The sequence below is a fragment of the Mycobacterium sp. genome, from assembly GCF_965230835.1.
Taxonomy (GTDB): domain Bacteria; phylum Actinomycetota; class Actinomycetes; order Mycobacteriales; family Mycobacteriaceae; genus Mycobacterium.
On the sequence record NZ_CBDDLW010000002.1, the window covers coordinates 2,099,804 to 2,123,866 of the forward strand.

A 24,063-nucleotide genomic window follows, 5' to 3' on the forward strand; every position below is an offset into this window, starting at 1 on the left:
GGTGGCCAACCAGTCACCGGGCTCCCCGACCCTCTGCGGTTGCCATTACATATCCCGCTACCTCCGACCTCGGCGCCGCGAACTCCAACGCTGCGATATCTCGATTCGACTTGACATTCACGGCCACCCCGGAATCGTCTTCGCAAAATCGGCATCAGCGCAGCTCAGCGACCGATAGGTGGTGTTGGCGCTGATGCGCTGCGGTAGGCTCACGGGCACGCCCGCGCGAGCAGAACGGGGAGTCGGAAATCCAGCAGTTCATGATGCGCCTAAGCCGCAACCTGCGCAGATTTCGCTGGTTGGTCTTCACGGGCTGGCTGCTGGCATTGGTACCGGCCACTTATCTGGCGATAACGCAGTCAGGAAACCTGACCGGCGGAGGTTTCGAAGTAGCCGGCTCGCAGTCGCTGCTGGTTCATGATCAACTCGCCGCCCACTATCCTAACCAGAGCGCGCCTTCTTTAGCCCTGGTAGCAGTCCCCCGCCCGGACGCTACCTACGAGGACATAAACGGCGCTGTCGCCATGCTTAGAGACATTGCCAGCCAGCTGCCGGGCGTAACGGTAGCGCCTAACCCCACCCAACGTCCCCCCCGACCTGACCGGCCCTATGTGGTGTCGCTGCGACTGGATTCCCGTAACTCGGGTACCAGCGACGTGGCCAAGAAACTACGCCAAAAGGTCGGCGTAAGAGGTGACCAGCCCGGAAAAACCTCAAACGACCGAGTACGTCTCCACGTCATCGGCCAGGGCGCCCTCTCCGCTGCCGCCGCATCAAGCACCAAGCACGACATCGCCGACGCCGAACACTGGAACCTGCCAATCATCCTGATCGTCTTGCTGGCGGTATTCGGCTCGCTGGCCGCCGCGACGATCCCCCTTGCCCTCGCTGTCACCACGGTGGCAGTCACCATGGGCCTGGTTTACCTGTTGTCGATGCACACCACCATGTCGGTGTTCGTCACATCGACGGTGTCGATGTTCGGCATCGCGCTCGCCGTCGACTACTCCCTATTCATCCTGATGCGCTTCCGCGAGGAACTGCGCATTGGCCGCCAGCCACGCGAAGCCGTTGATGCCGCGATGGGCACTTCCGGCCTCGCCGTGGTGTTGTCCGGACTGACTGTTATCGCATCGCTCACCGGCATCTACTTGATCAAGACCCCGGCCCTGGAATCGATGGCCACCGGCGCGATACTCGCAGTAGCTATCGCGATGCTGACCGCGACCACACTGACACCCGCCGTGCTGGCAACATTCGCTCGAGCGGCCGCCAAAAGGTCGCCGCTGCTGCACTGGTCGCGTCGGCCGGAAAGCACCCAATCCCGGTTCTGGCTGCGTTGGGTCGGGTGGGTGATGCGCCGACCATGGATATCGACGCTGGCAGCATCGACCGCCCTGATCGCGATAGCTGCACCGGCGGCATCGATGGTGCTGGGCAATAGTTTGCTGCACCAGTTCGATTCATCACACGAGATCCGTGCGGGAGTCGCGGCGGCCGCCCAGGCATTGGGACCCGGGGCCCTCGGTCCAGTGCAGGTGCTGGTCTCATTTCCGCGCGGCGCCGATACCCGAGCATCATCGCCCACCCATACCCGGGCAATTGCCGCGATCCGTCACGAAATGACGCAAGCACCCAATGTCGCGTCGGTGGCGCCTCCAGAAATTTCCGAAGATGGCAGCCGAGTTCTACTCAGCGCCGTGCTTTCGATCGATCCCGAAGACCTGGGCGCCCGCCAGACCGTCAACTGGATGCGGGCGCACCTGCCCCAGGTTCCCGATATAGATTCCGCGGACATCAACGTCGGCGGCTCGACCGCACTGATCAAAGACTTCGACGACCGGGTGTCCAAGACTGAACCACTGGTGTTGCTGTTCGTGGCATCGATCGCGTTTCTGATGCTGCTTCTCTCGGTTCGCTCCGTCGTGCTGGCGCTCAAGGGTGTTCTGATGACCCTGCTGTCCGTGGCCGCCGCCTACGGCAGCCTGGTGATGGTGTTCCAGTGGGGCTGGGCCGAGAACCTCGGCTTTGCGCCGCTGGGTTCGATCGATAGCACTGTGCCGCCGCTGGTGCTAGCGATGACGTTCGGGTTGTCCATGGATTACGAGATTTTCTTGCTCACCCGAATCCGGGAGCGCTTCTTGCGGACCGGCCGCACCCGCGATGCCGTCGCCTACGGAGTAAGCACGAGCGCACGCACGATCACGAGTGCTGCACTGATCATGATCGCGGTATTCTGCGGGTTCGCGTTCGCGGGCATGCCATTGGTCGCCGAGATCGGCGTGGCCTGCGCAGTAGCGATTACCGTTGACGCCACTATCGTGCGGCTGATCTTGGTGCCGGCGCTGATGGCGATGTTCGCCAAGTGGAACTGGTGGCTGCCTCGATGGATGGCCCGGGTGTTGCCGGCGGTTGACTTCGAGAAACCGCTGCCAGCTGTGGACCTCGACAACGTGATGGTCATCCCGGACCACCTGACCAAAGCAATGCCGTCAAGCGCCGACCTGCGGATGGTGATCAAGTCGGCCGCCAAACTCAAGCACCTCGCACCGGACGCGATTTGTGTTGCCGACCCACTTGTCTTCGCTGGATGCGGCGACAACGGCACCCAGTCCGTTCCGAACTCCCGGCAGCGGCATCACCGACAAGAAAAATGTGATACCTCGCCACCTACGCGCGCCTTCCAGGCTGAATCGAAGGCGGCCACCGATGCCCACTCCGCGGCCAGGAAAGTCGTCGACCTCACCTACCGCAATGGCGTAGCCCGCGCGATTCCGCGGGGCGAGCATCCGCTTCATCCGGTCACACTGTGGCGCAGCCGACTTGCGGTCGCCATCGAGGCGCTGGAAGCCAACGCATCGGGGAAAGGAAGCCTTGGATTCTCGGAAACCAGGCGCAGAGAACCCCATTACCGGCGGCGCAGCCCGGTAGAGACCACCACCGTCCAACTTCCCACCGGCGACCGGCTTCTCATCCCCACTGGTGCAGAGACATTGCGTCTCAAGAGCTATCTGCTCATGTGCCGTAACAGCAGCCGCGACTACATCGAATTTGCTGACATGGTGGAGACGATAGAAGCGGGCACCGTCGCCGTGGTGCTAGCCGCGATGGACAGGTATTACTGTGGTCAACCAGCCAGGCGGCAAGGAATGGCCACCCAGTTGGTGCGTCGGCTGGCAGATCCCCATCCGTGCGACCTAACGGACGACTGGGCCGAAGCCAACGCGGGGGCGAGCTGGGAAGAAGTCAGGCAGCGGTGCCTGGCCGTAGCCGTAGCAATGCTGGAGGAGGCGAGGTGACGTTGACGACCGACCGACGGCCCGGACCGCCTCAGCCGCCCGCTTTCGGACGAAGACCCGAATCGAGCGAACTGGGTGTCGATCCTGACCAGCCGGTCGAGTTTTGGCCTACCGCGGCCATCCGCTCAGCCCTGCAGAGCGGCAACATAGCCACCTGGAAACGCATTGCTGTAGCGATTAAGCGTGACCCATACGGTCGGACAGCCCGCCAGGTCGAAGAAGTCCTCGATGGCGCGCGGCCCTATGGCATCTCCAAAGCACTGTCGAAGGTGCTGGACCGCGCCCGCACTCACCTGGAGGCCGACGAGCGCACCGAGGTGGCCCGCCATGTGCAGTTACTTATGGATCGCTCCGGCCTCGGACAGCAAGAATTTGCCTCGCGTCTCGGGGTTGCCGAAGATGACCTGGCCAGCTACCTCAGCGGCAGTACCAGCCCATCTGCGTCACTGATGATCCGAATGCGTCGATTGTCGGACCGGTTCGTCAAGGTCAGATCTACCCGCCCGACGGACACCGACTAGCGGGAATTGAGTGGCGCGACGTCGAGCACCAACCAGTCGCCACCACGCTTGGTCATCGTCACCCGCAAGGCGGGTGCCGCTTGGCTGCTCGGCTGACCCGGAATGTTCTGGGTAACCCGTAAGATCACCGCCACACTGGCCGCCGACGGCCCGATGGCCTCGACGCCGGCCGCCAGCGTGGCGGCGTGCGCGGTGACCTCGCGCTGCGCTAAATCGGCGGTCGACTTGGCGTATTGCTTCTTGAACGCACCCGCGTGTTCCGGCACCATCATCGCCGCGGCACGGTCGACCGCCGCCGACGGGGCCCCCGGGGAGAACGAGGCCGCTGCCTCAGCCATCCCGGTAGCGACCTGCACAACCTCCTGGGAGTTCCTGGTGAAGTCGCGATCCGGCGTCGTCCAGTGGGCATACCCTGTCAGCACCGCCGCCCCTATGGCAGCCGTACATAGCAGAACGACAGCTAGGCGCAGCCCCGGCGCACCATCGTCGGTACCGACGGTCACCGAATCCCGGCGCAGCAGCCAAAAATTGACCACAACGCCTTCGACGACCAGTAACACCAGCACCGAGCACACTGACACCCACCACAACGGCCAGGCGAGTACGACACCGATTGCCAGTAGCGCCGCGATCGAAGCCAGCGGCGCCAGGATGTCGAACACGCCAAGCCGCCACACGTTTCTCATCGGATCGACTCCAATTTGGAGACCATCAGCCGACCGTCCACATCAGATACGTCAAGCCGCAAGTTCCAGTGCACCGTCTGTGGCTTGGCGCCGACATTCTCGCTGACCGAGGTCGCCACCACCATCACTGAGTCGGTGCGGGTTGCGAACGACGGCAATTTCGTTATTACCACCGGCCGGGGAGTGCCCGGGTGAGTGTCCAAGTCAAGGTGCACCGCGTCAATCGCCACTGACTCAATCCGGCCGACGCTTCGCGACTGCAGTTTCTGCACCACCTGCCGATACGGCTGCACAGCGGCGTCGAAGTCCGCATTGAGTTCACCAACCGTTCCGTCGTGCAACCGCTGCAGGCTCTCGTCGATGTTCGCGGGGTTCATATTGATCAAGACACCCGTCCAATCGACAGCGATCTGCATGACTCGCGTCAGGTAGACACGCTCATCAGAATCGCGCCGGTGCGCGTGCCAGATAAGCACGCCGAGAACCAGGGCAGCGACCGACAGCACACCAAGAAGGGCCGAGGCGATCCCGTAGCTGGAAAAAGTTCCATCACCAAAGGCCCCTGGCTCTGGCTGGTCGGGGTGCTCAGGTTCCGAAGGCTCCGACACGACGGTTCTGTCGCCTCTGTCCGGATCACCAGCGTCTTGGGCGACCGGCAGCTCGGTTTCACCGTCAGGCATGGCCTGATCGTTGCACCCTGCGAAGATGAAAAGATAGCGGGGTGACTTCTGCGGCCATTCGCTCGGGGATCGACCTGAGATACATAGACCACAACACTCGACCACAAGACGACCTATTTGGTCACGTCAACGGCCGTTGGCTGGCCGAACACGACATACCTGCTGATCGGGCAACCGACGGCGCGTTCCGCGCCCTGCATGATCAGGCTGAAGAGCAGGTACGCGAACTGATCGCCGAAGTCAGCCAAAGCAGCTCCAAGCAAGCCGCGGCGGGTACTGACGAGCAACGCGTGGGCGATCTCTACTCCTGCTTCCTCGACGAGGAGGCAGTCGAGCGAAAAGGCGTGCAGCCGCTGCTCGACGAGTTGGCGTTGATCGACAACAGCCCGGACTCCCGCGGCCTCGCCGCGGCAGTTGGCGCCCTACAACGCACCGGGATGGGCGGAGGCATCGGGTTCTACGTGGACACCGATTCAAAAAACTCGACCCGCTACCTGGTGCACTTCTCGCAGTCCGGCATTGGGCTGCCTGACGAGTCCTATTTTCGCGACGAGCAGCACGCACACGTGCTGGCTGCCTACCCAGGACATATCGCCCGAATGTTCAGCCTGGTGTTCGGCGGCAACAGCGACGACCACTCCGAGACAGCTTCCCGTATCGTTGCGCTGGAGACTAAACTCGCTGCCGCACACTGGGATGTGGTCAAGCGCCGTGATGCAGACCTAACCTACAACCTGCGCACCTTCGCCGAACTACAGTCGGAAGCACCGGGATTCGAGTGGATCAGCTGGGTGACCGCACTGGGCAGCACGCCAGATGCGATGGCAGAACTGGTTGTGCGCCAGCCTGATTACCTCACCGCCTTCGCCGCATTGTGGGACCGCGAGCCCTTCGACGTGTGGAAGGATTGGGCGCGTTGGAATTTGATCCGTGCCCGCGCCCCGTGGCTGAGCCGCGCGATTGTTGCCGAAAACTTCGAGTTTTATGGTCGCAGGCTGACCGGTACCGAACAGATCCGTGACCGCTGGAAACGAGCCGTGTCACTGGTGGAGAGCCTCATGGGCGATGCCGTCGGAAAACTTTACGTGCAAAGACATTTTCCGCCAGGGGCAAAAGCTCGCATGGATACCCTGGTCGAAAACCTGCAAGTAGCCTACCGGATCAGTATTGACAAGCTTGACTGGATGACGCCGCAGACACGAGAGCGCGCGTTGACGAAGCTGAACAAGTTCACTGCCAAAATCGGCTATCCAGTCAGGTGGCGAGACTATTCGAAACTGGCGATCGACCGCGACGATCTTTACGGCAACTATCAACGCGGCTATGCGGTCAACCACGATCGCGAGCTGGCCAAGCTCGGCGGCCCGGTCGACCGGGACGAGTGGTTTATGACGCCACAGACTGTCAACGCCTACTACAACCCGGGAATGAACGAAATCGTCTTTCCAGCAGCGATTTTGCAACCACCGTTCTTCGATGCCGAGGCTGATGACGCTGCCAATTACGGCGGAATCGGTGCGGTGATCGGACACGAGATCGGGCACGGCTTCGACGACCAAGGCGCAAAGTACGATGGTGACGGCAATCTCGTCGACTGGTGGACAGACGACGATCGCAACGAATTCGGCTCCCGCACCAAAGCTTTGATCGAGCAGTACGACGCTTACACGCCGCGGAGTCTGGACGGCGACCACCCGGTGAACGGTGCATTCACGGTCGGCGAGAATATCGGTGACCTAGGTGGGCTTTCAATCGCGCTGCTCGCCTACCAGTTGTCGCTGGGCGACAGACCCGCGCCCGTCATCGATGGCCTCACCGGAGTGCAGCGGGTGTTCTATGGCTGGGCACAGGTGTGGAGAACCAAATCGCGAGACGCCGAAGCAATCCGGCGGTTGGCCGTAGATCCGCACTCCCCGCCGGAATTCCGGTGTAACGGCGTGATACGCAACATGGACGCCTTCTACACCGCCTTCGATGTCACCAGCGACGACAGTTTGTTCATGGAGCCCAACAGCAGGGTCAGGATCTGGAACTAAGCTTGCTCGGCATCGACAAACGGACACGAACTCGGCCGTTTGACTCGTGCTGGGTGTGCGATTCTACTTTTGCTCAAGAAGTTTCGGCTCTGGGAGACAAACAGCTGTTCCAGCGCGCGCGGGCACAGAGGAGCACACCCTGACAGTAGTGCGCGCTTTCAGAGCGAAAGTTTTCCCCCGCTGGCGCTCAGCGGGGGAAAGGTTCGCCGCGGTGTCCATCTCAAAACAGAACCGTCGCCGGATGCCCTGAGGCAAGCACCGGGACAGACTCACGGATCTGACGGCAGCCTACTTTTGTGGCGACGAGATCATCGGTCACGACCATCGTGAGCCGGGCCCCTTAGGCAATCCAAGCGGCCGCCCAGACGGCCTACGCGTGATCATCGGCGAAACCGAAGCGTGGCCGAGCAGGTGAGCTAGATCTGCCAATCTTGAGCACCGTCGTTATTGTCGTAGGTCCCAACCGAATTCTTCACGACGATAGGGTCACCGCTACCGAAGTTGTCGTAGAACCACTGGGCGTTTGCCGGACTCAGGTTTATGCAGCCGTGACTCACATCGCGCTTGCCCTGGTCACGCACCGACCACGGAGCACTGTGCACGAAGTTTCCGCTGTTGTCGATCCGGACGGCGTTGGACACTTTCACCTTGTAGCCCTGCGCCGAGTCGACCGGAACACCATACGTCGACGAATCCATCACAACCGTGGGGAACTTCTCAAGAACGTAGTAGGTGCCGTTAGGCGTCTGGTGGTTGCCGGCCGCCATACCCATGGACATCGGGAAGGTCTTCTCCACGACCCCATTGCGGGTGATCGTCATCTGATGTGTGGCGTCATCTGCGGTCGCCACCAGTGAGTCGCCGGTCCGGAAGCTCGACTTGGTGCCGGCTGCATCGATGTTAACGGCGGTGTTGGCCGGCCAGAAGTCGATCGGGCGCCACCGCACCTGCGTCGGAGTCATCCAGTAGAACTTGCCCGGCACCGGCGGGATCGACGAAATGTGGATAGCCCGTTCCGCCATTCCCTGGTCGGCGATTGGCACCTCGAAGTTAATGATGATCGGCTTGGCCACACCAACCATCGAACCGTCGATCGGATTGAAGGTCGGGGGTCGGAATGGAGGTATGCCGATGAATGGTGTCGGATCTTGTCCGGCAACTGGACCCGCTGCAGCCGGCATTGCCAACGGCGGCGGCGGTGGCGGTGGCGGTGGCGCCCCAAACGGAACCGGCGGCGGTGGCGGCGGCGCCCCAAACGGAACCGGCGGCGGTGGCGGCGGCGCCCCAAACGGGGCTGGCGGCGGCAACGCTACTGCGGGCGGCGGCGGGCCAGCGGGTGCAGGAAGTATCCCTGGATCGCCGGGCGGCTGATCTGGGTCCGCCAGAGCAGGACCCGCGCTCAGCACCAACACAGCAACAACTCCGGCTGCGTTCAGAGCGGCGAAGAGACTTGCCCTCGACCGGCTCCTCGTCCAGCGCGACATCTCACATCCTTCCAGTCGCCTTCTGCATTCAGTGTGGCATAGCGCCGGCGCCAGCTACCTCTTCAGCGGACCCAGAAGACCTGGTCAACACTGCGTCCGACCACGTTGAACTGCAGTGTTAATTGTCGTGTGAGGTTGCCGCGGCAAACTCGAACATGCCCGGGTAGCCGCCATTCCCAGTGCCGCAACAGCCATCAGTCCCGCGGAAGCGCTGAGCATCATCGCAGCACTGCGCTCGTACAACAGTCCCCCCGCCAGCGATCCACCCATGATGCCGACTTGGAAAGCCATCACATACAGACCCGACGCCCCGTCGGGGTCGTCAGCCCCACTGCGCATCGCCGCGGATTGCAGCATCGGCGATACGGCGGTGGCCATCGCACCCCACACAACGATCGCCACTACCCCGACGAGAGCCATCACTGAGCCGGGTTGTCCACCAAACGCCAGCACGGTGAGCAGGCCGAACGCGGCCGTCAACCCAGCGAGGCAACAGACAACCGCCCCCTTTGGCCATCGGTCTAGCGGACGCGCAACCAGGGGCACAGCCACCAGGCCGGCGGCGCCATAAACGGCCAGCAACCAGGCCAAATTCGGTCCGCGCACACCAACGACATCGCGGATGACGACCACGATATAGGTGTAGGAGACGAAATGGCCGGTGACGGCCACCATCGTGAGCAGGCTTACCGACAGCAGTAGTGGGTTGCGGTGATGACGGGCCCGGGGACCGACATGTTTGAGCTGCTCTGCGGTCAGCACCATCTCCGGCAGCACCAGACGTGCAGCGACCGTGACAAGAGCAGCCGCGACAGTGATGCACGCTGCCGCCAACCGCCAGCCCCACGTCAAGCTCAAAACAGCAGTGAGCGGGCTGCCTACCACCAGCGCCAGGCTGGTTCCGATATAGATCGAAGTCGTGGCGCGCCCCGCGTGACTAGGTGGCACCAGCCGGGTTGCGATCGGGGCGATAACCGACCACAGCAGCCCGTGGGTGACCGCGCAGAGCACCCGCCCAGCCGCTAGCACCGCGAAGTTTGGCGCCAGCGCCGAGATCAGCTGGGAGATCGTCAATGAGACCAGACTGACCAGCAGGACTCGGCGACGCGGCCAATGCGCGGTCCAGCGCACTAGCGGAACGGTCGTCACCGCAGCCACGAACGCGTACCAGGACAACAGCGTCCCCACCATAGCCAGGCTGACGCGCAAATTACGCGCGATCGCCGACAGCGCTCCCACCGGCAGGATTTCCGCGGTGACGTAGATGAACGCCGCAGCAGCCAGCACGGCCAGTTGCGCCGCGATCCGTGGCGTCCACGTTCGTGCGGCGGTGCGGGTTGTCTTTGTTGCAGCAGTCATGGCGTCGGAAGCGGTACCGGCCAGAAATAGGGGTATTCCTGGCACGAGGGCGCAGCTACCCACCGTACCGACGGCATTTACGCCTAGGGGCGTTTCAACACGCCCGTGCGATCAGGAGCGAACAAGACGCGCGATAGCCGCTGAGGCTTCGGCAAGTTTGCCGTCGGCATCGGAGCCGCCCTCGGCGACGGCGCGGGTGACGCAGTGGCTCAGGTGTTCGTCAAGTAAGTTCAGCGCCACCGATCGCAAAGCGTTATTGACAGCGCTGATCTGGGTAAGGACGTCGATACAGTACTTGTCCTCGTCGATCATGCGGGCTATGCCGCGCACTTGTCCCTCGATGCGGCGAAGCCGCTTGGAGTAATTGTCCTTCTGTTGTGAATATCCGTGTGCGGTTGCCATCTCTCCCCAAACCAGCTCTACATTTGCATACAAGCGGACTCGTCCAAACGTATGAAAACTGCAAATCCGCGAACGCGTCCAGGCGGCTCGGCCCTTAACCTCCCAGCCTATACCCTATCGGGGTATGAACCCGGGATTTTGAGGACACCGGCGCCGCGAGGATACTGATGCGATGCCGAAAACCGCCGCCAAAGCCCCCACCGCTGACGTCAAACCCCGCAGTCGTGACGTCACTGACGGTCTAGAGAAGGCAGCCGCCCGGGGCATGCTCAGGGCGGTAGGCATGGACGACGAAGACTTCGCCAAACCGCAGATCGGGGTTGCATCGTCCTGGAACGAAATCACGCCCTGCAATCTTTCGCTGGACCGGCTGGCCAAGGCCGTCAAAGAAGGCGTCTTCTCGGCCGACGGCTATCCACTTGAGTTCGGCACCATCTCAGTTTCCGACGGGATTTCGATGGGCCATGAGGGTATGCACTTTTCGCTGGTCTCGCGGGAAGTGATCGCGGACAGCGTCGAAACCGTGATGCAGGCCGAGCGACTCGACGGTTCGGTTCTGCTGGCCGGATGCGACAAATCTCTGCCAGGGATGCTGATGGCGGCGGCACGGCTCGACTTGGCGGCGGTATTCCTCTACGCCGGGACCATCCTGCCCGGACGCGCGAAACTCTCCGACGGCACCGAGCGTGAGGTCACAGTTATCGACGCCTTTGAGGCGGTGGGCGCTTGCTCGCGCGGATTGATGCCGCGCGCAGACGTCGACGCCATCGAACGGGCCATCTGCCCCGGCGAAGGGGCGTGTGGTGGCATGTACACGGCCAACACCATGGCCAGCGCCGCCGAAGCACTCGGCATGTCGTTGCCGGGCAGCGCGGCGCCGCCGGCCACCGATCGCCGGCGCGACGGGTTCGCCCGCCGCAGCGGACAGGCTGTTGTCGACTTACTGCGGCGCGGTATCACCGCCCGCGACATCCTGACCAAGGAGGCGTTCGAGAACGCGATAGCCGTGGTGATGGCCTTCGGCGGATCGACGAACGCGGTGTTGCATCTGCTGGCGATCGCCCAAGAGGCCAACGTCGCCCTGTCACTCGACGATTTCACTCGAATCGGATCGCGGGTGCCGCATCTTGCCAATGTCAAGCCGTTCGGCCACCACGTGATGATCGACGTCGATCGCATCGGTGGCGTCCCGGTGATAATGAAAACCCTGCTCGACGCCGGCCTCCTGCATGGCGACTGCCTGACAGTGACCGGCCAGACAATGGCCGAGAATCTGGCGGCAATTGCCCCGCCCGACCCGGACGGCCGGGTGCTGCGCGCGTTGAACAACCCGATCCACCCCACGGGCGGAATCACGATCCTGCGCGGATCCCTGGCGCCCGAAGGCGCCGTAGTCAAATCAGCCGGTTTCGACTCCGACGTCTTCGAAGGAACCGCTCGGGTTTTCGACGGAGAGCGGGCCGCGCTGGACGCGCTGGAGGATGGCACCATCACGAAGGGCGACGCCGTAGTGATTCGCTACGAAGGACCCAAGGGTGGGCCAGGAATGCGCGAGATGCTCGCTATCACGGGAGCGATCAAGGGCGCAGGACTCGGTAAAGATGTACTCCTGCTCACCGACGGACGATTCTCCGGCGGAACGACCGGTCTGTGCGTGGGCCATATCGCGCCCGAGGCGGTCGACGGCGGTCCAATAGCATTCCTTCGAGACGGCGATCAGATTCGACTCGATGTCGCCGAACAGTCACTTGACGTACTGGCAGACCCGGACGAATTCGCAAGTCGGCAAAAGGGTTTCACGCCTCCGCCGCCGCGATACAGCACCGGCGTACTAGCCAAGTACGTCAAGCTGGTCAGCTCAGCCGCAACCGGCGCGGTCTGCGGCTGAGCGCATTCTCAAATGTGAATCTGCCTTCTGCGTAACAACCTTCGGACTCACCCACTGACCGCGTCGGCCCGGGTGCGCATGCCGAAGTAGCTGGCACTCACGCCCAGAGCCGTTAACACCGCACCGGCAACGAGATGCGACCACATCATGCCGGCAGTGACCGTGACCCCGGACACAACCCACGGCGAGAAAAAGACCCAGGCGCCGAGCACTGGCAGCGTCCAGGTCATACCGTGCGTGCGGTCCAGGGCGGACGCAAACCCGTACGCCAGGAACGCAACCGCGATCCCCACGATGAGGTCGGCCCACACCAGCTGTCTCGTCGCACTGAAGCCAACAATCCATGGCGCCGCAGCCACATAGAGGCCCAACAGCATGGCGAGCCCGAAGGTGAAGTGCGCCCTAGTCGACTCCGCCGCGCGTTCATAGCTCGCGCGCAGCGCCAGCAAATCGGGGTGGTGATCGATCGATGAATGGACTGTACTCATTATTGGCAACCTTTCTGTGACGCAGCAAGCACCAAGGCTCGCCGCAAACCATCCATCTTCTCTAAGATTACGCTCGCCTACCCAAAGCCAGCAACGAAAATCGTGGTCGGCGCATGGGCTCCGAAACCATGCCACCCGACCCCGTCGACCCACGACGTACGGCCACGAAGACACCGGGCCCGCGCACCCGAACAGGAAGTCGCAGGGCGCTAGCGGCGCTGCGTACGGCCGCGGAATATGGTGCTTGACAAAGACGCGCAGCCATAATGGCTGTGGACCGAATACTCGTTTTCCACTACGCCGCGCGGCAGTCCGCCCAGCGGTGAGCGCGCCGGCTTGACCACGGGCTTCCCGGACACGACCTATACACTTTGTTCGTCGATGGCAGCCTGCCGCCGACATCACCGGCAGCCCCTACCGTTGGCCGCGAGCGTTGCCTGGCTTACGCCACCCGAAAGTCCGACAGTGACACCTGATCGATAGGAACCGCGATTCATGTTTTGCCGACGCCTCTGGGCGCTTCCACTCGCCGCGGCGCTGTCGTTGTGTACGCAGACCTCAGCTACGCCAGCTGCCCCCGACCCGACCCCTGGTGGTCCGAACAATTACGGGTCCAGCGTCGGCGTCCATGTGCATCGGATTGCCGAATCGTCTTACGAGGGACGCGATTACATCACCGCTGAGATCACGATCGAACCTGCCGGAAGCACCGGATGGCATCGGCACGATGGAACTGCGATCGGCGTGGTCAAGCAGGGCACGCTTACCCGCTACTCGTCGGACTGCTCGATAAGCCACGTCGACCAAGCCGGTGATCAGATCACCGAGCCTGCAAACGACGTACATACTGGCCGCAACTTGGGCCCGACCCCAGTACTCCTTGAGCTCATCTACATCAAGCCCGCAGGTATGCCACTGTCCCAACACATGCCTAACCCCGGCTGCCCCTTCGACTGACCGGCACCACGCACGCTCTGTCCTCTCAAAGCCTCGGGCGCAGCGCCACATACGAGAAGGCCGCTACCGCACGCACCAAAACCGCTCGACACTCGACGACGCCTCGCATCCTTGTACCAGATACCCGTAGAGGGTATTATGAGAATGTTGCCCGCGAGCGGGCGCGAGCACAGCCAATCACGAGGACTACGGTCCCGGACACAGTAGAGGGTGAAACAAATGACAAGCGTCGAGGCTGGAACTTTGCTGACTTGCGGCCACGAGGGCTGCGGCTGTCGCGTCCGCATTGAGGTCCCCTGTCACTGCGCCGGCGCCGGCGCCGCGTACCGCTGCACTTGCGGTGACGAATTGGGGCCCGTCAAATAGATTTTGCTATCCGGTCGAGCGTTCGGGCCGCCTCGACCAATACTCGTCGGCGGCCGAACGCACAACCCGCCAACTCAGTCACAACGACCGGGCAGAGCGCTCTTCATCTGCCTTTTGCGTTCGCCACTCGATCGCCCACATCCGTTGCCAGAGGGCATCACCGGACGCCCTGTTGTGTATACACAACCCGCAGCACGTGACCAAGTTCTGGACCCATCACCAACTCGGCCAACATGCACATCGTGGCCACAAACTCCGGGCCATGCGGCGGGGACGCCTGGCAGAGGTGGTGGGCTACTTCATGAAGCACTACCAGTTCACGCATCGCCCAGTGGTCCGAGCTCGGCCCAGGAACAGCGATGACGGCCACGCCGTTCCGATTTTCGTAGTGCGCCGCGCCGGCAGCCCGACGCGCCCGTACTCGCAGCGGCGGCACCGCGGGCCAATGGCGCTGCACAGCGGGCAGCCGGAGCACGTCGTCTACATATCCTTGAACGGACGCAACCGATCCAAACCGGGCTTCGGGTGGAAGTGTCAACTGCGTGCCAAAAAATTCGACCGCGGACGACCCATGCTGGGCGGCGCGGTCAAACAGCGTCCGCACGAATTCCTCAGCCGCGTAAACCCTGGACCGCCGGGAATCGCGAGGCGAGTTGTTGACGGTCACCGGCCCAGGGCGGACCGCACCCCAGGCAATTCTGGGCTGTTCGCCAAGCGCGCTCGCCGTCCGGCCCGGTCACCGGCCCGACGGGCCGCCGATGAATAGCCCGCCGAGGCCCTGGCCGCGCGCCAGGTACCGCGCGCTTTTGATGCGCTGCGATAGTAGTCGCTCAGCTCGACCTCCTTGTCCCGCAAGGCGATAGCAGTACCTGGTGTACGTCTACTATCCTTTGCAGCATCACGTCGGGTCTGATCGCGGGCGTCGGCCAGCCGCTGACCGACTCGACTGCCGAATGCCAATTGAAAGTTGAGCCGTGCGGTTATTGTGGGCGTCGGCCGATGCGCCCCCGAGGCAAGATATGCATCCGATGCCCGCACCATCTGAACAACCAGGCTCGCGTACAAGGCGTGGGTCGCGTCAATATCTTCGGTGAACCCGTAGGCATAGAGGAACGTGGAGTTCGACGCTACGTCACAGCGCACATCGTTTGCCGATGCGATCAACACAAATAACTGTACGTAGGTCCGAAGGCCGCGAGTCCCCGCCACGCCGATCGTGATGGTGCGTTGGATCGGGGTCTGAGCACGCGAGCGCTCAGCCGCGTGGGTTCGAGCTACGGCCAAGTCAATGGACGCGGCCGTCGCCAGGCGTTGCGCGGCGCTCAGAAAAGCGTCGGCCTCATGCGTGTTGTCGGTGCCTTCAGCCTGGCGCAGCAGCGCACCGATGCGAGCCAGGACCTTATCGTCGGCCATGGCGCCAAACTACCGAAGCCACGCGGCATTTCGGATATCTAGCCGGCATGCCATCCCACGACGCCTCATCCCCACTAAAGCCGCTTCGTGATCCAGGAGACCACATCGGCAAGCACCTCGTTGCGCTCCGGCTCGTTGAATACCTCATGGTAGAGCCCCGGATAGACCTTCAGCTCCACATCTGTGGATCCCACGCACTCGATAAGACGCCGGCTTCCGTCGACCGGGATCAATCGGTCGACCGAGCCATGGACAACAAGCAGCGGCGCCGTCAAGGCGGGCGCACGTCGGGGCATTGTCTCACCAACTTGCAGTAGAACACGGCCGATACCGGTTGGCACCCGCCCGTGGTAAACAAGTGGATCCTTGTTGTAGGTCTCCACCACCGCCGGGTCGCGAGATATGGCGTCGGTGTCGAGTTGCTGCACCGGCAGGCCGGGAGCGACGACACCCAAGACTTTGGCGACGAAGGCAACCACCGGTGACACCAAATCCTGCGTTGTCACCGCCGGCGCCGACAAAACCATCAGATCGTAATTGTCTGGCCGTTCGACACCGTAGGCGAACACGATCCCGCCACCCATGCTGTGCCCCAGCACGATGCGCTTCAGGCCGGGGTGCTCTCGGGTGGCGATACCGACCAGAGTGTCAAAGTCTCCGGTGTACTCGGCGATATCTCGCACCCGGACCCGCTTGCCGCCCGAGCGGCCGTGTCCCCGATGGTCGAGTGCGTACATAACCAGCCCAGCCTCGCTCAACCGCTGCGCAACATGGTCATAGCGGCGGGCATGCTCTCCCAGACCGTGCGCCAAGATGACCACCGCCTGCGCGGGGACATCCGACGCCCAAGTGTCGTACACGATGCGCACGCCACCAATGCCGTCAAAATTCCGTTGAGTGCGGGTCGTAGTCATTAGGGTGCAGCGTAATGGCTTTTGGAGCAGGACCGTCAGCGACTCACAGCAGAGTCAAAGACGTTGGAAACCACGCGACCTCCACGTGCGCGCACTGATAGCGTGGGCACGTCTCCATCGACCCATGCGCTGACAGGAAGGCGCGATACCGGGAAGATCAGCAGCAGGAGGCGATGCGGATGGCCGGGATTGACCAGACCATAGGTCAAGGCGACGACGATCTCGAAGGCCGCCTACGCCAGACGATGCGCAGCCAACCGTCTGCCGATGCCGTCGTCGACCGGGTAGCTCTGCATCGCTATCGAAATATCGCGGTAATCACGCTGAGTCATCCGCAGGCACGCAACGCGCTGAATCTCGCGAGCTGGCGCCGGCTGAAACTGTTGTTCGACGAACTCGCATCCGAATCGGACCTGCGCGCAGTCGTGCTTCGCGGCGCCGGCGACGAGGCTTTCGCCGCGGGAGCCGATATCAAAGAATTTCCCGGCACTCGGATGACGGCAGCCGACGCCGCCACCTACAACGAGACTGTCGCCGCCTGTCTGAGGGCATTGACCGGCGTACCGGTTCCGGTGATCGCGGCGATTCACGGGCTCGCCGTCGGAGGAGGTTGCGAGCTCAGCATGGCCTGCGATGTACGCATCGCTACCGACGATGCGCGTTTCGGCATCCCGATCGGCAAGCTGGGAGTCATCCTCGGCTTCACTGAGGCCGAGGCCGCCGCGCGTCTCATCGGCCCGGCAGCCCTGAAGTACCTGTTGTTCAGCGGTGAGCTGATTGACGCGGCGACCGCCGCCCGTTGGGGATTAGTACAAAAGGTGGTCGCGGCAGACAAATTAGCGGATGCGGTAGCCGCACTGGTCGGCTCGATCTGCCGTCAGTCGGCAGTGACAATGCGCGCATCGAAATTGGTCGCTGACATGCATGGCCGAGCGCTAACTGCGGCCGACACCGATGCTTTGACGCGCCTAAGTGTCGAAGCCTATGAGGGTGCCGACTTGCGGGAAGGAGTGGCGGCCTTCAACCAGGGCCGATTACCCAACTTCGATTCCCAGAGATTGATGTGAGATGGCACCGCTTGACGGCGTTCGCGTCCTGGACCTGACGCGCTATTTGTCCGGCCCGACGTTGACCATGCTGTTGGCTGATCTCGGCGCCGACGTCGTCAAGGTGGAGCCGCTTCCGGCCGGAGACCCCGCGCGCCAGTCTGGACCGTTCCACAGAACTGAAAGCGTCGCTTACATCGCGGCGAACAGAAACAAGCGCAGCGTTGCCCTCGATTTGCGCAGCGCAGAAGGCTTGGCGGCGTGCCACGAACTGGTTCGTGGCGCCGATGTCCTTGTGCAGAACTTCAAACCGGGGGTAGCCGACGCGATGGGTTTGGCGCCCAATGCGTTGCGGAAGCAATATCCGCGGCTGGTTTACGTCTCCGTGAGTGGCTTCGGTCAGCGGCCACCGGGGTCGGCCTTGGCCGGCTTCGACCAGACCGCGCAGGCGATGTCAGGCCTCATGAGCATCACCGGAACCCCCGAGACCGGCCCCCTTCGGGTCGGGATCGCCGTCGCCGACTCCGTAACCGGCATGTTGGGCGCCGCTGGCGTCCTCGCCGCTCTCTACGAGCGCGAGCGAACTGGCATGGGCGCGGTGATCGAAGGATCGCTGATGCAGTCGATGCTCACACTGTTGTCCTACCAAGCCCAGAAGTATCTCAGCGTCGGAATCGTTCCCGGACAAGACGGCAACGACCATCCGATCATGTTTCCCCACGGCACTTTCAAGACCGGCGATGGCGCCATGACGCTGGCATGTGGGAACGAAAAGATGTGGCAGCGGTTGTGCGGCGCGCTGGGACTGCAAGGATTGCAGAAAGAAGAACGCTTCGTTGACAATGCCGCGCGCATGCAACATCGCGGTGAGCTGCGCAGGCTGATCGAAAACATGTTGGCGACAAAGACCACTCAAGAGTGGCTGGATATCGTCGGCGCATCCGGCGTGCCATGCGGCCCGGTGCTCAACGTTGACCAAGCCCTCGACCACCCGATTACCGAAGGCCTCAATATGGTCGTTGCCGCAGAGCACAGCTCGCTAGGAACGCTCAGGCTGCTCGGGCAATCGATCAATATCGATGGTGATGACGAAACCTGGCTGCGGTACCCGCCGCCGATGTTGGGCGAGCACACGTGTGAAATCCTTCGTGAAGCAGGTTATGACGAATCGGTCATCAATTCGCTGATCACCGACAACCATGCGATGCAATGGAGGCAGTGACGACCCGTCGGCCAGGAAATATCTTCCCGTTCGGTAAGCGTGAGCGACCCCGCACCCACGATTTCGGCTGCCGGGCGGTTACTCGCACGACAACCCCGGGTGTTGGTCGCTGCTCAGGACTATTTTTCCCATGACCAACGCTCGGCACCGAGAGCCGACTCCACCCCTCGGGGACGAACTCGCGAAATACGAGTTGACCGAACTGGCCGAACTGATTCACACACGGCAACTGACGTCAGAAGAAGTGACCGAAGCAACCCTTCGGCGAATCGAACGGCTCGATCCATACCTGAAAAGCTATGCGTTCGTCGCGGCTGAACCTGCACTGGCGGCTGCGCGAGCCGCCGACATCGACATCGCCAGCGGCCGATACCGGGGCGTTCTACACGGCGTGCCGATCGGTGTGAAAGACCTCTGCTACACAGTCGATGCTCCCACCGCGGCAGGAACCACTATTCTTCGCGGTTTCCGGCCGCAGTTTGACGCCACAGTTGTCGCGAAGCTACGCGCGGCCGGTGCGGTGATCACAGGCAAGTTGGCGATGACCGAAGGCGCGTATGTCGGCTATCACCCCAGCCTGCCCGTGCCGGTCAACCCCTGGGATCCAGGCACCTGGTCAGGCGTGTCCTCAAGCGGTTGCGGCGTAGCCACCGCGGCGGGTTTGTGTTTCGGCTCGATCGGGACGGATACCGGGGGGTCGATTCGATTTCCGACGAGCATGTGCGGCCTGACCGGTATCAAGCCAACCTGGGGGCGGGTGAGTCGGCATGGCATCGTCGAACTGGCAGCGAGTTTCGACCACGTTGGGCCCATCGCCCGCAGCGCTCAAGACGCCGCAGCGCTTCTCACCGTTATCGCGGGATCAGATGCCAATGATCCCACCTCTTCGCTGGAGCCCGTCCCGGACTTCACCGCTGACCTCGCTTTGACCCAGCTACCCCGCGTCGGCGTGGACTGGTCGCCGATCGCCTCGTTCGACGCGGACACAGAAGCGATGATGGTCGACGTCCTCAAGATACTCGATGACGCTGGATGGCCCATCCGCGAAGTGGCATTGCCCCCGCTCGATCCCATTGTGGAGGCATTCGGCAAGCTGCGCGCGGTTGAGACAGCCGTCGCACATGCCGAAACTTATCCGGCGAGGGCAGACCAGTACGGGCCGGTATTGCGCGAGCTCATTGAAACCGGGCGAAGATTCAGTGCTGTGGAGCATCAGTTCCTCGCCAAGCGCCGCCTCGAATTCACCGGCTCGATGCGCCGGGTGTTCGAAACCGTCGATATCGTGCTGATGCCCAGCTCCGGTCTCGCATCCCCCACCCTGGAAACCATGCGGACACTCGGAGTGGACGCAGCGCTGGGCGCGGCGCTGGCAGCGCCGACCGCGCCGTTTAACGTCAGCGGCAATCCCGCGGTATGCATGCCTGCCGGGGCAACGTCACGAGGCACTCCCCTCGGGGTCCAATTCATCGGACGCGAGTTCGCCGAGCAGCTACTCATCCGATCCGCACACGCATTTCAGCAGATCACTGCGTTCCATCGGCAGCGCCCACCACTGTGATCAAACAGTTGCTCCAATAACCTCAGCCGACCAAAGCCAGTTGCGCGTAGTACTTTCGACGCGTTTGCATCGCTGGTCGTACGACTTTCAGCGGCGGATACTCTGAAGCCATGCCTGCGACCATGCAGATTATGCGTGCGGCCGACCGGCCAACCACGACCACATCGTGGTTGAAGTCCAGGCATTCGTTCTCGTTCGGCGATCACTACGATCCGGCCAACACCCACCATGGATTGCTGTTGGTGAACAATGACGACATCGTGGAACCAGCCGCCGGTTTTGATACCCACCCACACCGCGACATGGAGATGGTGGCGTCTTAGGACTGGTGTAAAAACGCTGGGCGCATGTTCCTGGTGGTCATGTTACGCGGCGGTGGTGTCGGTCGTGGTTGTTGTGGTGGGGGATGCAGTGGGCGGGGTGGCTCGAGCAGTTGGTGGCGTAGTTCTTGGAGGTGGCGGCTGGTCGCTGATGTTTGGGTGACTCCGCGCCAGCCGCGGCTGGCGCGGTCGAGGACGGCCCATACCAGCGACAGACAGCTGGTTTCGCCGGGTAGGCGGCCGATGACCTTGACCCGGCGACGGGATTCTCCGAAGGTGCGTTCGATGAGGTTGGAATGGCGGATGCGTGTCCAGTGTTGGCGGGGGAAGCGCAAATGCACGCTCAGCGAGGCGAAGTCGTTGGCCAGGCAAGCGACCGCGGCTGGGTAGAGCCCGCGGTATGTGGTGGTGAACTCCTCGGCGCGGCGGGTGGCTTCATCCACGGCCTGCTGGCCGGGTGGCTGGTCAATGTCATCGAAGATCGACCAGAACGCGGCTTTGATCTCGTCCTGGACCGCGACAGGTGTCTTGGCGATGACGTTACGGCAGCGATGGATCAGACACCGCTGACGCAGGCTTGCCGGAAACGTGGTCTCCCATGCGGCGATCAGGCCCGGCGCCCCGTCGGAGATGCCCAGTAGCGGCGGGCGTAGTCCCCGGTTCCTCAGGTCAGCCAAGAAGTCGGCCCACGCATCAGCCGACTCCGCTGCGGCTGGGGCCAGCCCAATAAACAGGGGCTTGCCGTCGGTGCAGATGCCCCAGGCGGCCAGCACCGGCTCGGCCGGGGCGTTGGGATGCATCCGAAAGTTCGAGGCATCCAAGAACAGGTAGTCCAACACCAGCTCATCAAGGCGTCGAGACGACCACGCAGCGAACTCGTCTTTGATGGCCGCACAAATCCGGCTCACCGTCGAGCGCGACAACGCCGCCTGCGAGCCCAGCACCTCGGCCAACGCGGCCTCGATGTCGCGATCCGACAAACCGCGCACCCATCCCGAAATCACCAACGCCTCCAGAGCGTGGGTGCGCGTCACCCCGGCACCGAATAGCCGCGAACAGAACCGCTCGTCGGTGTCGCGTAGTTTCGGGCGGCATAATTCGACCGAGCCCATCGTGGTCTTCACCGTCGCCGGCGGTTGATACCCATTGCGGTACCCGCCCGGGCCGTCCTGAACCCGACGCTGGTGACGGGCTCGGCCCAACACTGCTTCTACCTCGGCCTCCACGGCGACCTGAAACACCAGACGCACCGATAACCGCCCGACCTCCTCCAAAATCTCGGTCAACGGCCGCTCGGTCGCGGCGAACAACTGATCCATCTCAACACGCACACGCTCAATCGGCGATACTCGCTTGGTCACGGGCGTAGCCCCTCCTTCATAGCTTTCGTCGGTTGCGACGGAACCTACGCCCGTGACCATTTACACCAGCGATGAGACGCGACCATGGAGATCGTGACGTGGGTGATACGGGGCACGTTGACGCACCGGGATTCGGCCGGCAACGCAGGACTGATATACCCCGGGCTGGCTCAACGGATGTCGGCAGGTAGCGGAATCCTGCACTCGGAGAAGAACGATTCTGCGACCGAGCCCGTGAATTTTGTGCAGATGTGGGTGCCCCCGGACGAAACAGCCCTGTCCCCGAGCTATCAGCAACACGAGATCACCAACGAACTGACACGCGGCGACCTGGTAACCATCGCGTCAGGAATACCTGGGCACGATGCTGCGATCACCCTGCACAATCGCGGTGCGGCCCTCCATGGCGCATGGCTGCGGCCGGGCGACACGGTTCGGCTGCCGTCGGCCCGATTTCTGCACGTATTCGTGCCGCGCGGCCGGTTGACTCTGGAAGGTATGACCGGCGCGGACGAACTCTCCGACGGAGACGCCGTCCGCTGCACTGATACCGACGGCCACAGGTTGACAGCCAAGGAGCCCGCCGAACTCCTGATCTGGCAGATGCACGCACAGCTGGGCGACTAGAAAACAAGAAGTGGCCACGACCGACAGGAGCCCTCATGGCGAAATCGCAACAGCGGTCCCCGGCACCCAAGCTCACACGGAGCAGCACAGCCATACGCACTGCGCGGTTCTGGGTTGCACCGATCGCCATCGCCTTGGCCTTGATGTCAACACTGGCCGCGCTATACCTCGGCGGAATCCTGAATCCGAAAACCAACCTGCGCCATTTCCCCATCGCCCTGGTAAACGAGGACGCCGGGCCCGCGGGCAAACAGATCGTTGATGGTTTGGTCACCGGATTGGACAAGAACAGGTTCGATGTGCGAGTGGTCTCCAGCGACGAGGCGCAGCGACTACTCGACACCGCCCAGGTATACGGCTCAGCGGTGATACCGCCAACCTTTTCGTCGGCGCTGCGCGACTTCGCGGTGAGCGCGGTCAAACCCACCAAGGCGGATCGGCCGACAGTCACTATTGCAACGAACCCACGAGCAGGCACCCTGGGGTCGAGCATCGCCGGCCAGACTCTGAGTCAGGCGTTTGCTGTCGCCAATGACAAGATTGGCGAGCGGCTTTCCGCCGAAGTCGCGGCGCAAACCGGTGGCGCACCGCTGGCCGGAGCGGCGGCAGCGGGGCTAGCCAGTCCGATCGAGGTCACGTCGACGGTGCACAGCCCGCTGCCCTCCGGCACCGGCAGCGGGCTGTCGGCGTTCTACTACTCGCTGCTGCTGCTGCTGGCAGGCTTCACCGGCAGCATCGTAGTCAGCATGCTGGTGGATTCGATGCTGGGCTATGTACCGGCCGAGTTCGGTCCGGTGTATCGCTTTGCCGAGCAGATAAACATTTCCCGGTTCCACACTCTGCTGGTCAAGTGGGGGTTGATGGTTGTCCTTGCATTGATCACATCAGCGGTCTACATGGCTATTGCCCATGGACTTGGCATGCCGATACCACGTGGCTGGGAACTATGGCTCTACGGCGTTTTCGCTATCGTCGCTGTCGGCGTCACCTCCAGCTCGCTCATTGCCGTCCTTGGCTCGATGGGCCTGCTGGTCAGCATGTTGATCTTTGTGATCCTGGGGCTGCCGTCAGCGGGCGCCACGGTCCCCCTCGAGGCGGTGCCACCATTGTTCCGCTGGCTGGCCGAATTCGAGCCAATGCATCAGGTATTCCTAGGCGTCCGCTCCCTGCTGTATCTCAACGGCAGCGCTGCTGGCGGCCTGTCTCAGGCATTGACAATGTCATCCATCGGCTTGATCATCGGACTGCTTCTGGGCGGGATTGTCACGCGCTTGTACGACCGCAAGGGCTTCAACCGGATTCCGGGGGCGGTCGCGATGGCGATCGCGGTAGCCCACCAAGAACAACACCAAGCGCGCGAAACGGCACGTGAAAGCTCAAGCGAGCAAACGTAATTCGAGCGCGGCCGAAGCGTCACGCATTTGTTACTAAAGTTG

20 protein-coding genes and 2 pseudogenes are annotated in these 24,063 nt (G+C 62.7%); 12 read left to right on the plus strand and 10 right to left on the minus strand.

What is annotated here, in order from left to right:
* Window positions 1–260: 260 nt before the first annotated feature.
* Complete coding sequence (locus tag ACO07W_RS10065; protein WP_421842834.1) at window positions 261–3,299, plus strand: MMPL family transporter; 3,039 nt, start codon at window positions 261–263, stop codon at window positions 3,297–3,299.
* Complete coding sequence (locus ACO07W_RS10070) at window positions 3,296–3,820, plus strand: helix-turn-helix domain-containing protein (protein WP_421842836.1); 525 nt, start codon at window positions 3,296–3,298, stop codon at window positions 3,818–3,820. The genes ACO07W_RS10065 and ACO07W_RS10070 overlap by 4 nt, the downstream gene beginning before the upstream one ends.
* Here ACO07W_RS10070 and ACO07W_RS10075 read toward each other — a convergent pair.
* Entirely contained in the window at window positions 3,817–4,506 is a 690-nt protein-coding gene (locus ACO07W_RS10075) for a hypothetical protein (protein WP_421842838.1), read from the minus strand. The genes ACO07W_RS10070 and ACO07W_RS10075 overlap by 4 nt on opposite strands.
* Window positions 4,503–5,186: a hypothetical protein gene (locus ACO07W_RS10080; RefSeq protein WP_421842840.1), complete on the minus strand. Its 684-nt coding sequence runs from the start codon at window positions 5,184–5,186 to the stop codon at window positions 4,503–4,505. Before ACO07W_RS10080 ends, ACO07W_RS10075 begins: the two co-directional genes overlap by 4 nt.
* Window positions 5,187–5,227: 41 nt before the next feature.
* Here ACO07W_RS10080 and ACO07W_RS10085 point away from each other — a divergent pair, with 41 nt between their 5' ends.
* Window positions 5,228–7,222 (plus strand): M13 family metallopeptidase, encoded by a 1,995-nt coding sequence (locus ACO07W_RS10085; protein WP_421842842.1) that lies wholly within the window; start codon window positions 5,228–5,230, stop codon window positions 7,220–7,222.
* A gap of 416 nt (window positions 7,223–7,638) precedes the next feature.
* Here the strand turns inward: ACO07W_RS10085 and ACO07W_RS10090 are convergent, their stop codons facing one another.
* The 3 genes from ACO07W_RS10090 to ACO07W_RS10100 form a co-directional block, all read right to left on the minus strand.
* Window positions 7,639–8,706: a L,D-transpeptidase gene (locus ACO07W_RS10090; protein WP_421842844.1), complete on the minus strand. Its 1,068-nt coding sequence runs from the start codon at window positions 8,704–8,706 to the stop codon at window positions 7,639–7,641.
* Between the two features lie 84 nt (window positions 8,707–8,790).
* Window positions 8,791–10,065, minus strand: coding sequence for an MFS transporter (locus ACO07W_RS10095; RefSeq protein WP_421842846.1), 1,275 nt, complete (start codon window positions 10,063–10,065; stop codon window positions 8,791–8,793).
* Window positions 10,066–10,176: 111 nt separating this feature from the next.
* Window positions 10,177–10,467: a metal-sensitive transcriptional regulator gene (locus ACO07W_RS10100; RefSeq protein ID WP_421842848.1), complete on the minus strand. Its 291-nt coding sequence runs from the start codon at window positions 10,465–10,467 to the stop codon at window positions 10,177–10,179.
* Window positions 10,468–10,639: 172 nt separating this feature from the next.
* Here ACO07W_RS10100 and ilvD point away from each other — a divergent pair, with 172 nt between their 5' ends.
* Entirely contained in the window at window positions 10,640–12,355 is a 1,716-nt protein-coding gene (ilvD, locus tag ACO07W_RS10105; RefSeq protein ID WP_421842850.1) for a dihydroxy-acid dehydratase, read from the plus strand.
* A 47-nt stretch (window positions 12,356–12,402) separates the two neighbouring features.
* Here ilvD and ACO07W_RS10110 read toward each other — a convergent pair whose 3' ends face one another.
* Window positions 12,403–12,843 carry an SPW repeat protein gene (locus ACO07W_RS10110; RefSeq protein ID WP_421842852.1) on the minus strand — a complete coding sequence of 147 codons (441 nt, stop codon included), beginning with the start codon at window positions 12,841–12,843 and terminating at the stop codon, window positions 12,403–12,405.
* 495 nt (window positions 12,844–13,338) lie between these two features.
* On the opposite strand from ACO07W_RS10110, the gene ACO07W_RS10115 reads away from it, so the two are divergent.
* Together ACO07W_RS10115 and mymT are read left to right on the plus strand one after the other, a co-directional pair.
* Window positions 13,339–13,800 (plus strand): cupin domain-containing protein, encoded by a 462-nt coding sequence (locus tag ACO07W_RS10115; RefSeq protein ID WP_421842854.1) that lies wholly within the window; start codon window positions 13,339–13,341, stop codon window positions 13,798–13,800.
* Window positions 13,801–14,019: 219 nt separating this feature from the next.
* Window positions 14,020–14,166, plus strand: a complete 147-nt coding sequence (gene mymT / locus ACO07W_RS10120) for a metallothionein MymT (protein ID WP_421842856.1) — start codon at window positions 14,020–14,022, stop codon at window positions 14,164–14,166.
* 157 nt (window positions 14,167–14,323) lie between these two features.
* Here mymT and ACO07W_RS10125 read toward each other — a convergent pair whose 3' ends face one another.
* The 3 genes from ACO07W_RS10125 to ACO07W_RS10135 form a co-directional block, all read right to left on the minus strand.
* Complete coding sequence (locus ACO07W_RS10125; RefSeq protein WP_421842858.1) at window positions 14,324–14,833, minus strand: TIGR04338 family metallohydrolase; 510 nt, start codon at window positions 14,831–14,833, stop codon at window positions 14,324–14,326.
* Window positions 14,830–15,579 carry a DUF2786 domain-containing protein gene (locus ACO07W_RS10130; protein ID WP_421842860.1) on the minus strand — a complete coding sequence of 250 codons (750 nt, stop codon included), beginning with the start codon at window positions 15,577–15,579 and terminating at the stop codon, window positions 14,830–14,832. The genes ACO07W_RS10125 and ACO07W_RS10130 overlap by 4 nt, the downstream gene beginning before the upstream one ends.
* A 74-nt stretch (window positions 15,580–15,653) precedes the next feature.
* Window positions 15,654–16,493: an alpha/beta hydrolase gene (locus tag ACO07W_RS10135; protein WP_421842862.1), complete on the minus strand. Its 840-nt coding sequence runs from the start codon at window positions 16,491–16,493 to the stop codon at window positions 15,654–15,656.
* 179 nt (window positions 16,494–16,672) lie between these two features.
* Here ACO07W_RS10135 and ACO07W_RS10140 point away from each other — a divergent pair, with 179 nt between their 5' ends.
* The 4 genes and pseudogenes from ACO07W_RS10140 to ACO07W_RS10155 all read left to right on the plus strand — a co-directional run.
* A complete protein-coding gene (locus ACO07W_RS10140) occupies window positions 16,673–17,560 on the plus strand; it encodes an enoyl-CoA hydratase/isomerase family protein (protein ID WP_421842864.1) in 888 nt (295 codons plus the stop codon).
* A 1-nt stretch (window position 17,561) separates the two neighbouring features.
* Complete coding sequence (locus ACO07W_RS10145; protein WP_421842866.1) at window positions 17,562–18,761, plus strand: CaiB/BaiF CoA transferase family protein; 1,200 nt, start codon at window positions 17,562–17,564, stop codon at window positions 18,759–18,761.
* Between the two features lie 130 nt (window positions 18,762–18,891).
* Window positions 18,892–20,319, plus strand: a complete 1,428-nt coding sequence (locus ACO07W_RS10150; protein ID WP_421842868.1) for an amidase — start codon at window positions 18,892–18,894, stop codon at window positions 20,317–20,319.
* A 110-nt stretch (window positions 20,320–20,429) separates the two neighbouring features.
* A pseudogene (locus ACO07W_RS10155) lies at window positions 20,430–20,633 on the plus strand (pirin family protein); the annotation flags it as partial.
* A gap of 5 nt (window positions 20,634–20,638) precedes the next feature.
* On the opposite strand, the gene ACO07W_RS10160 reads toward ACO07W_RS10155, so the two are convergent.
* Window positions 20,639–21,958 (minus strand): IS256 family transposase, encoded by a 1,320-nt coding sequence (locus ACO07W_RS10160; protein WP_421845913.1) that lies wholly within the window; start codon window positions 21,956–21,958, stop codon window positions 20,639–20,641.
* Between the two features lie 126 nt (window positions 21,959–22,084).
* Between ACO07W_RS10160 and ACO07W_RS10165 the strand changes: the two are divergent.
* Window positions 22,085–22,627: pseudogene (locus ACO07W_RS10165) on the plus strand (pirin family protein); the annotation flags it as partial.
* A 35-nt stretch (window positions 22,628–22,662) separates the two neighbouring features.
* On the plus strand, window positions 22,663–24,021 hold the full coding sequence (locus ACO07W_RS10170; RefSeq protein WP_421842870.1) for a DUF3533 domain-containing protein: 1,359 nt from the start codon (window positions 22,663–22,665) through the stop codon (window positions 24,019–24,021).
* The last annotated feature ends 42 nt before the right edge of the window (window positions 24,022–24,063 follow it).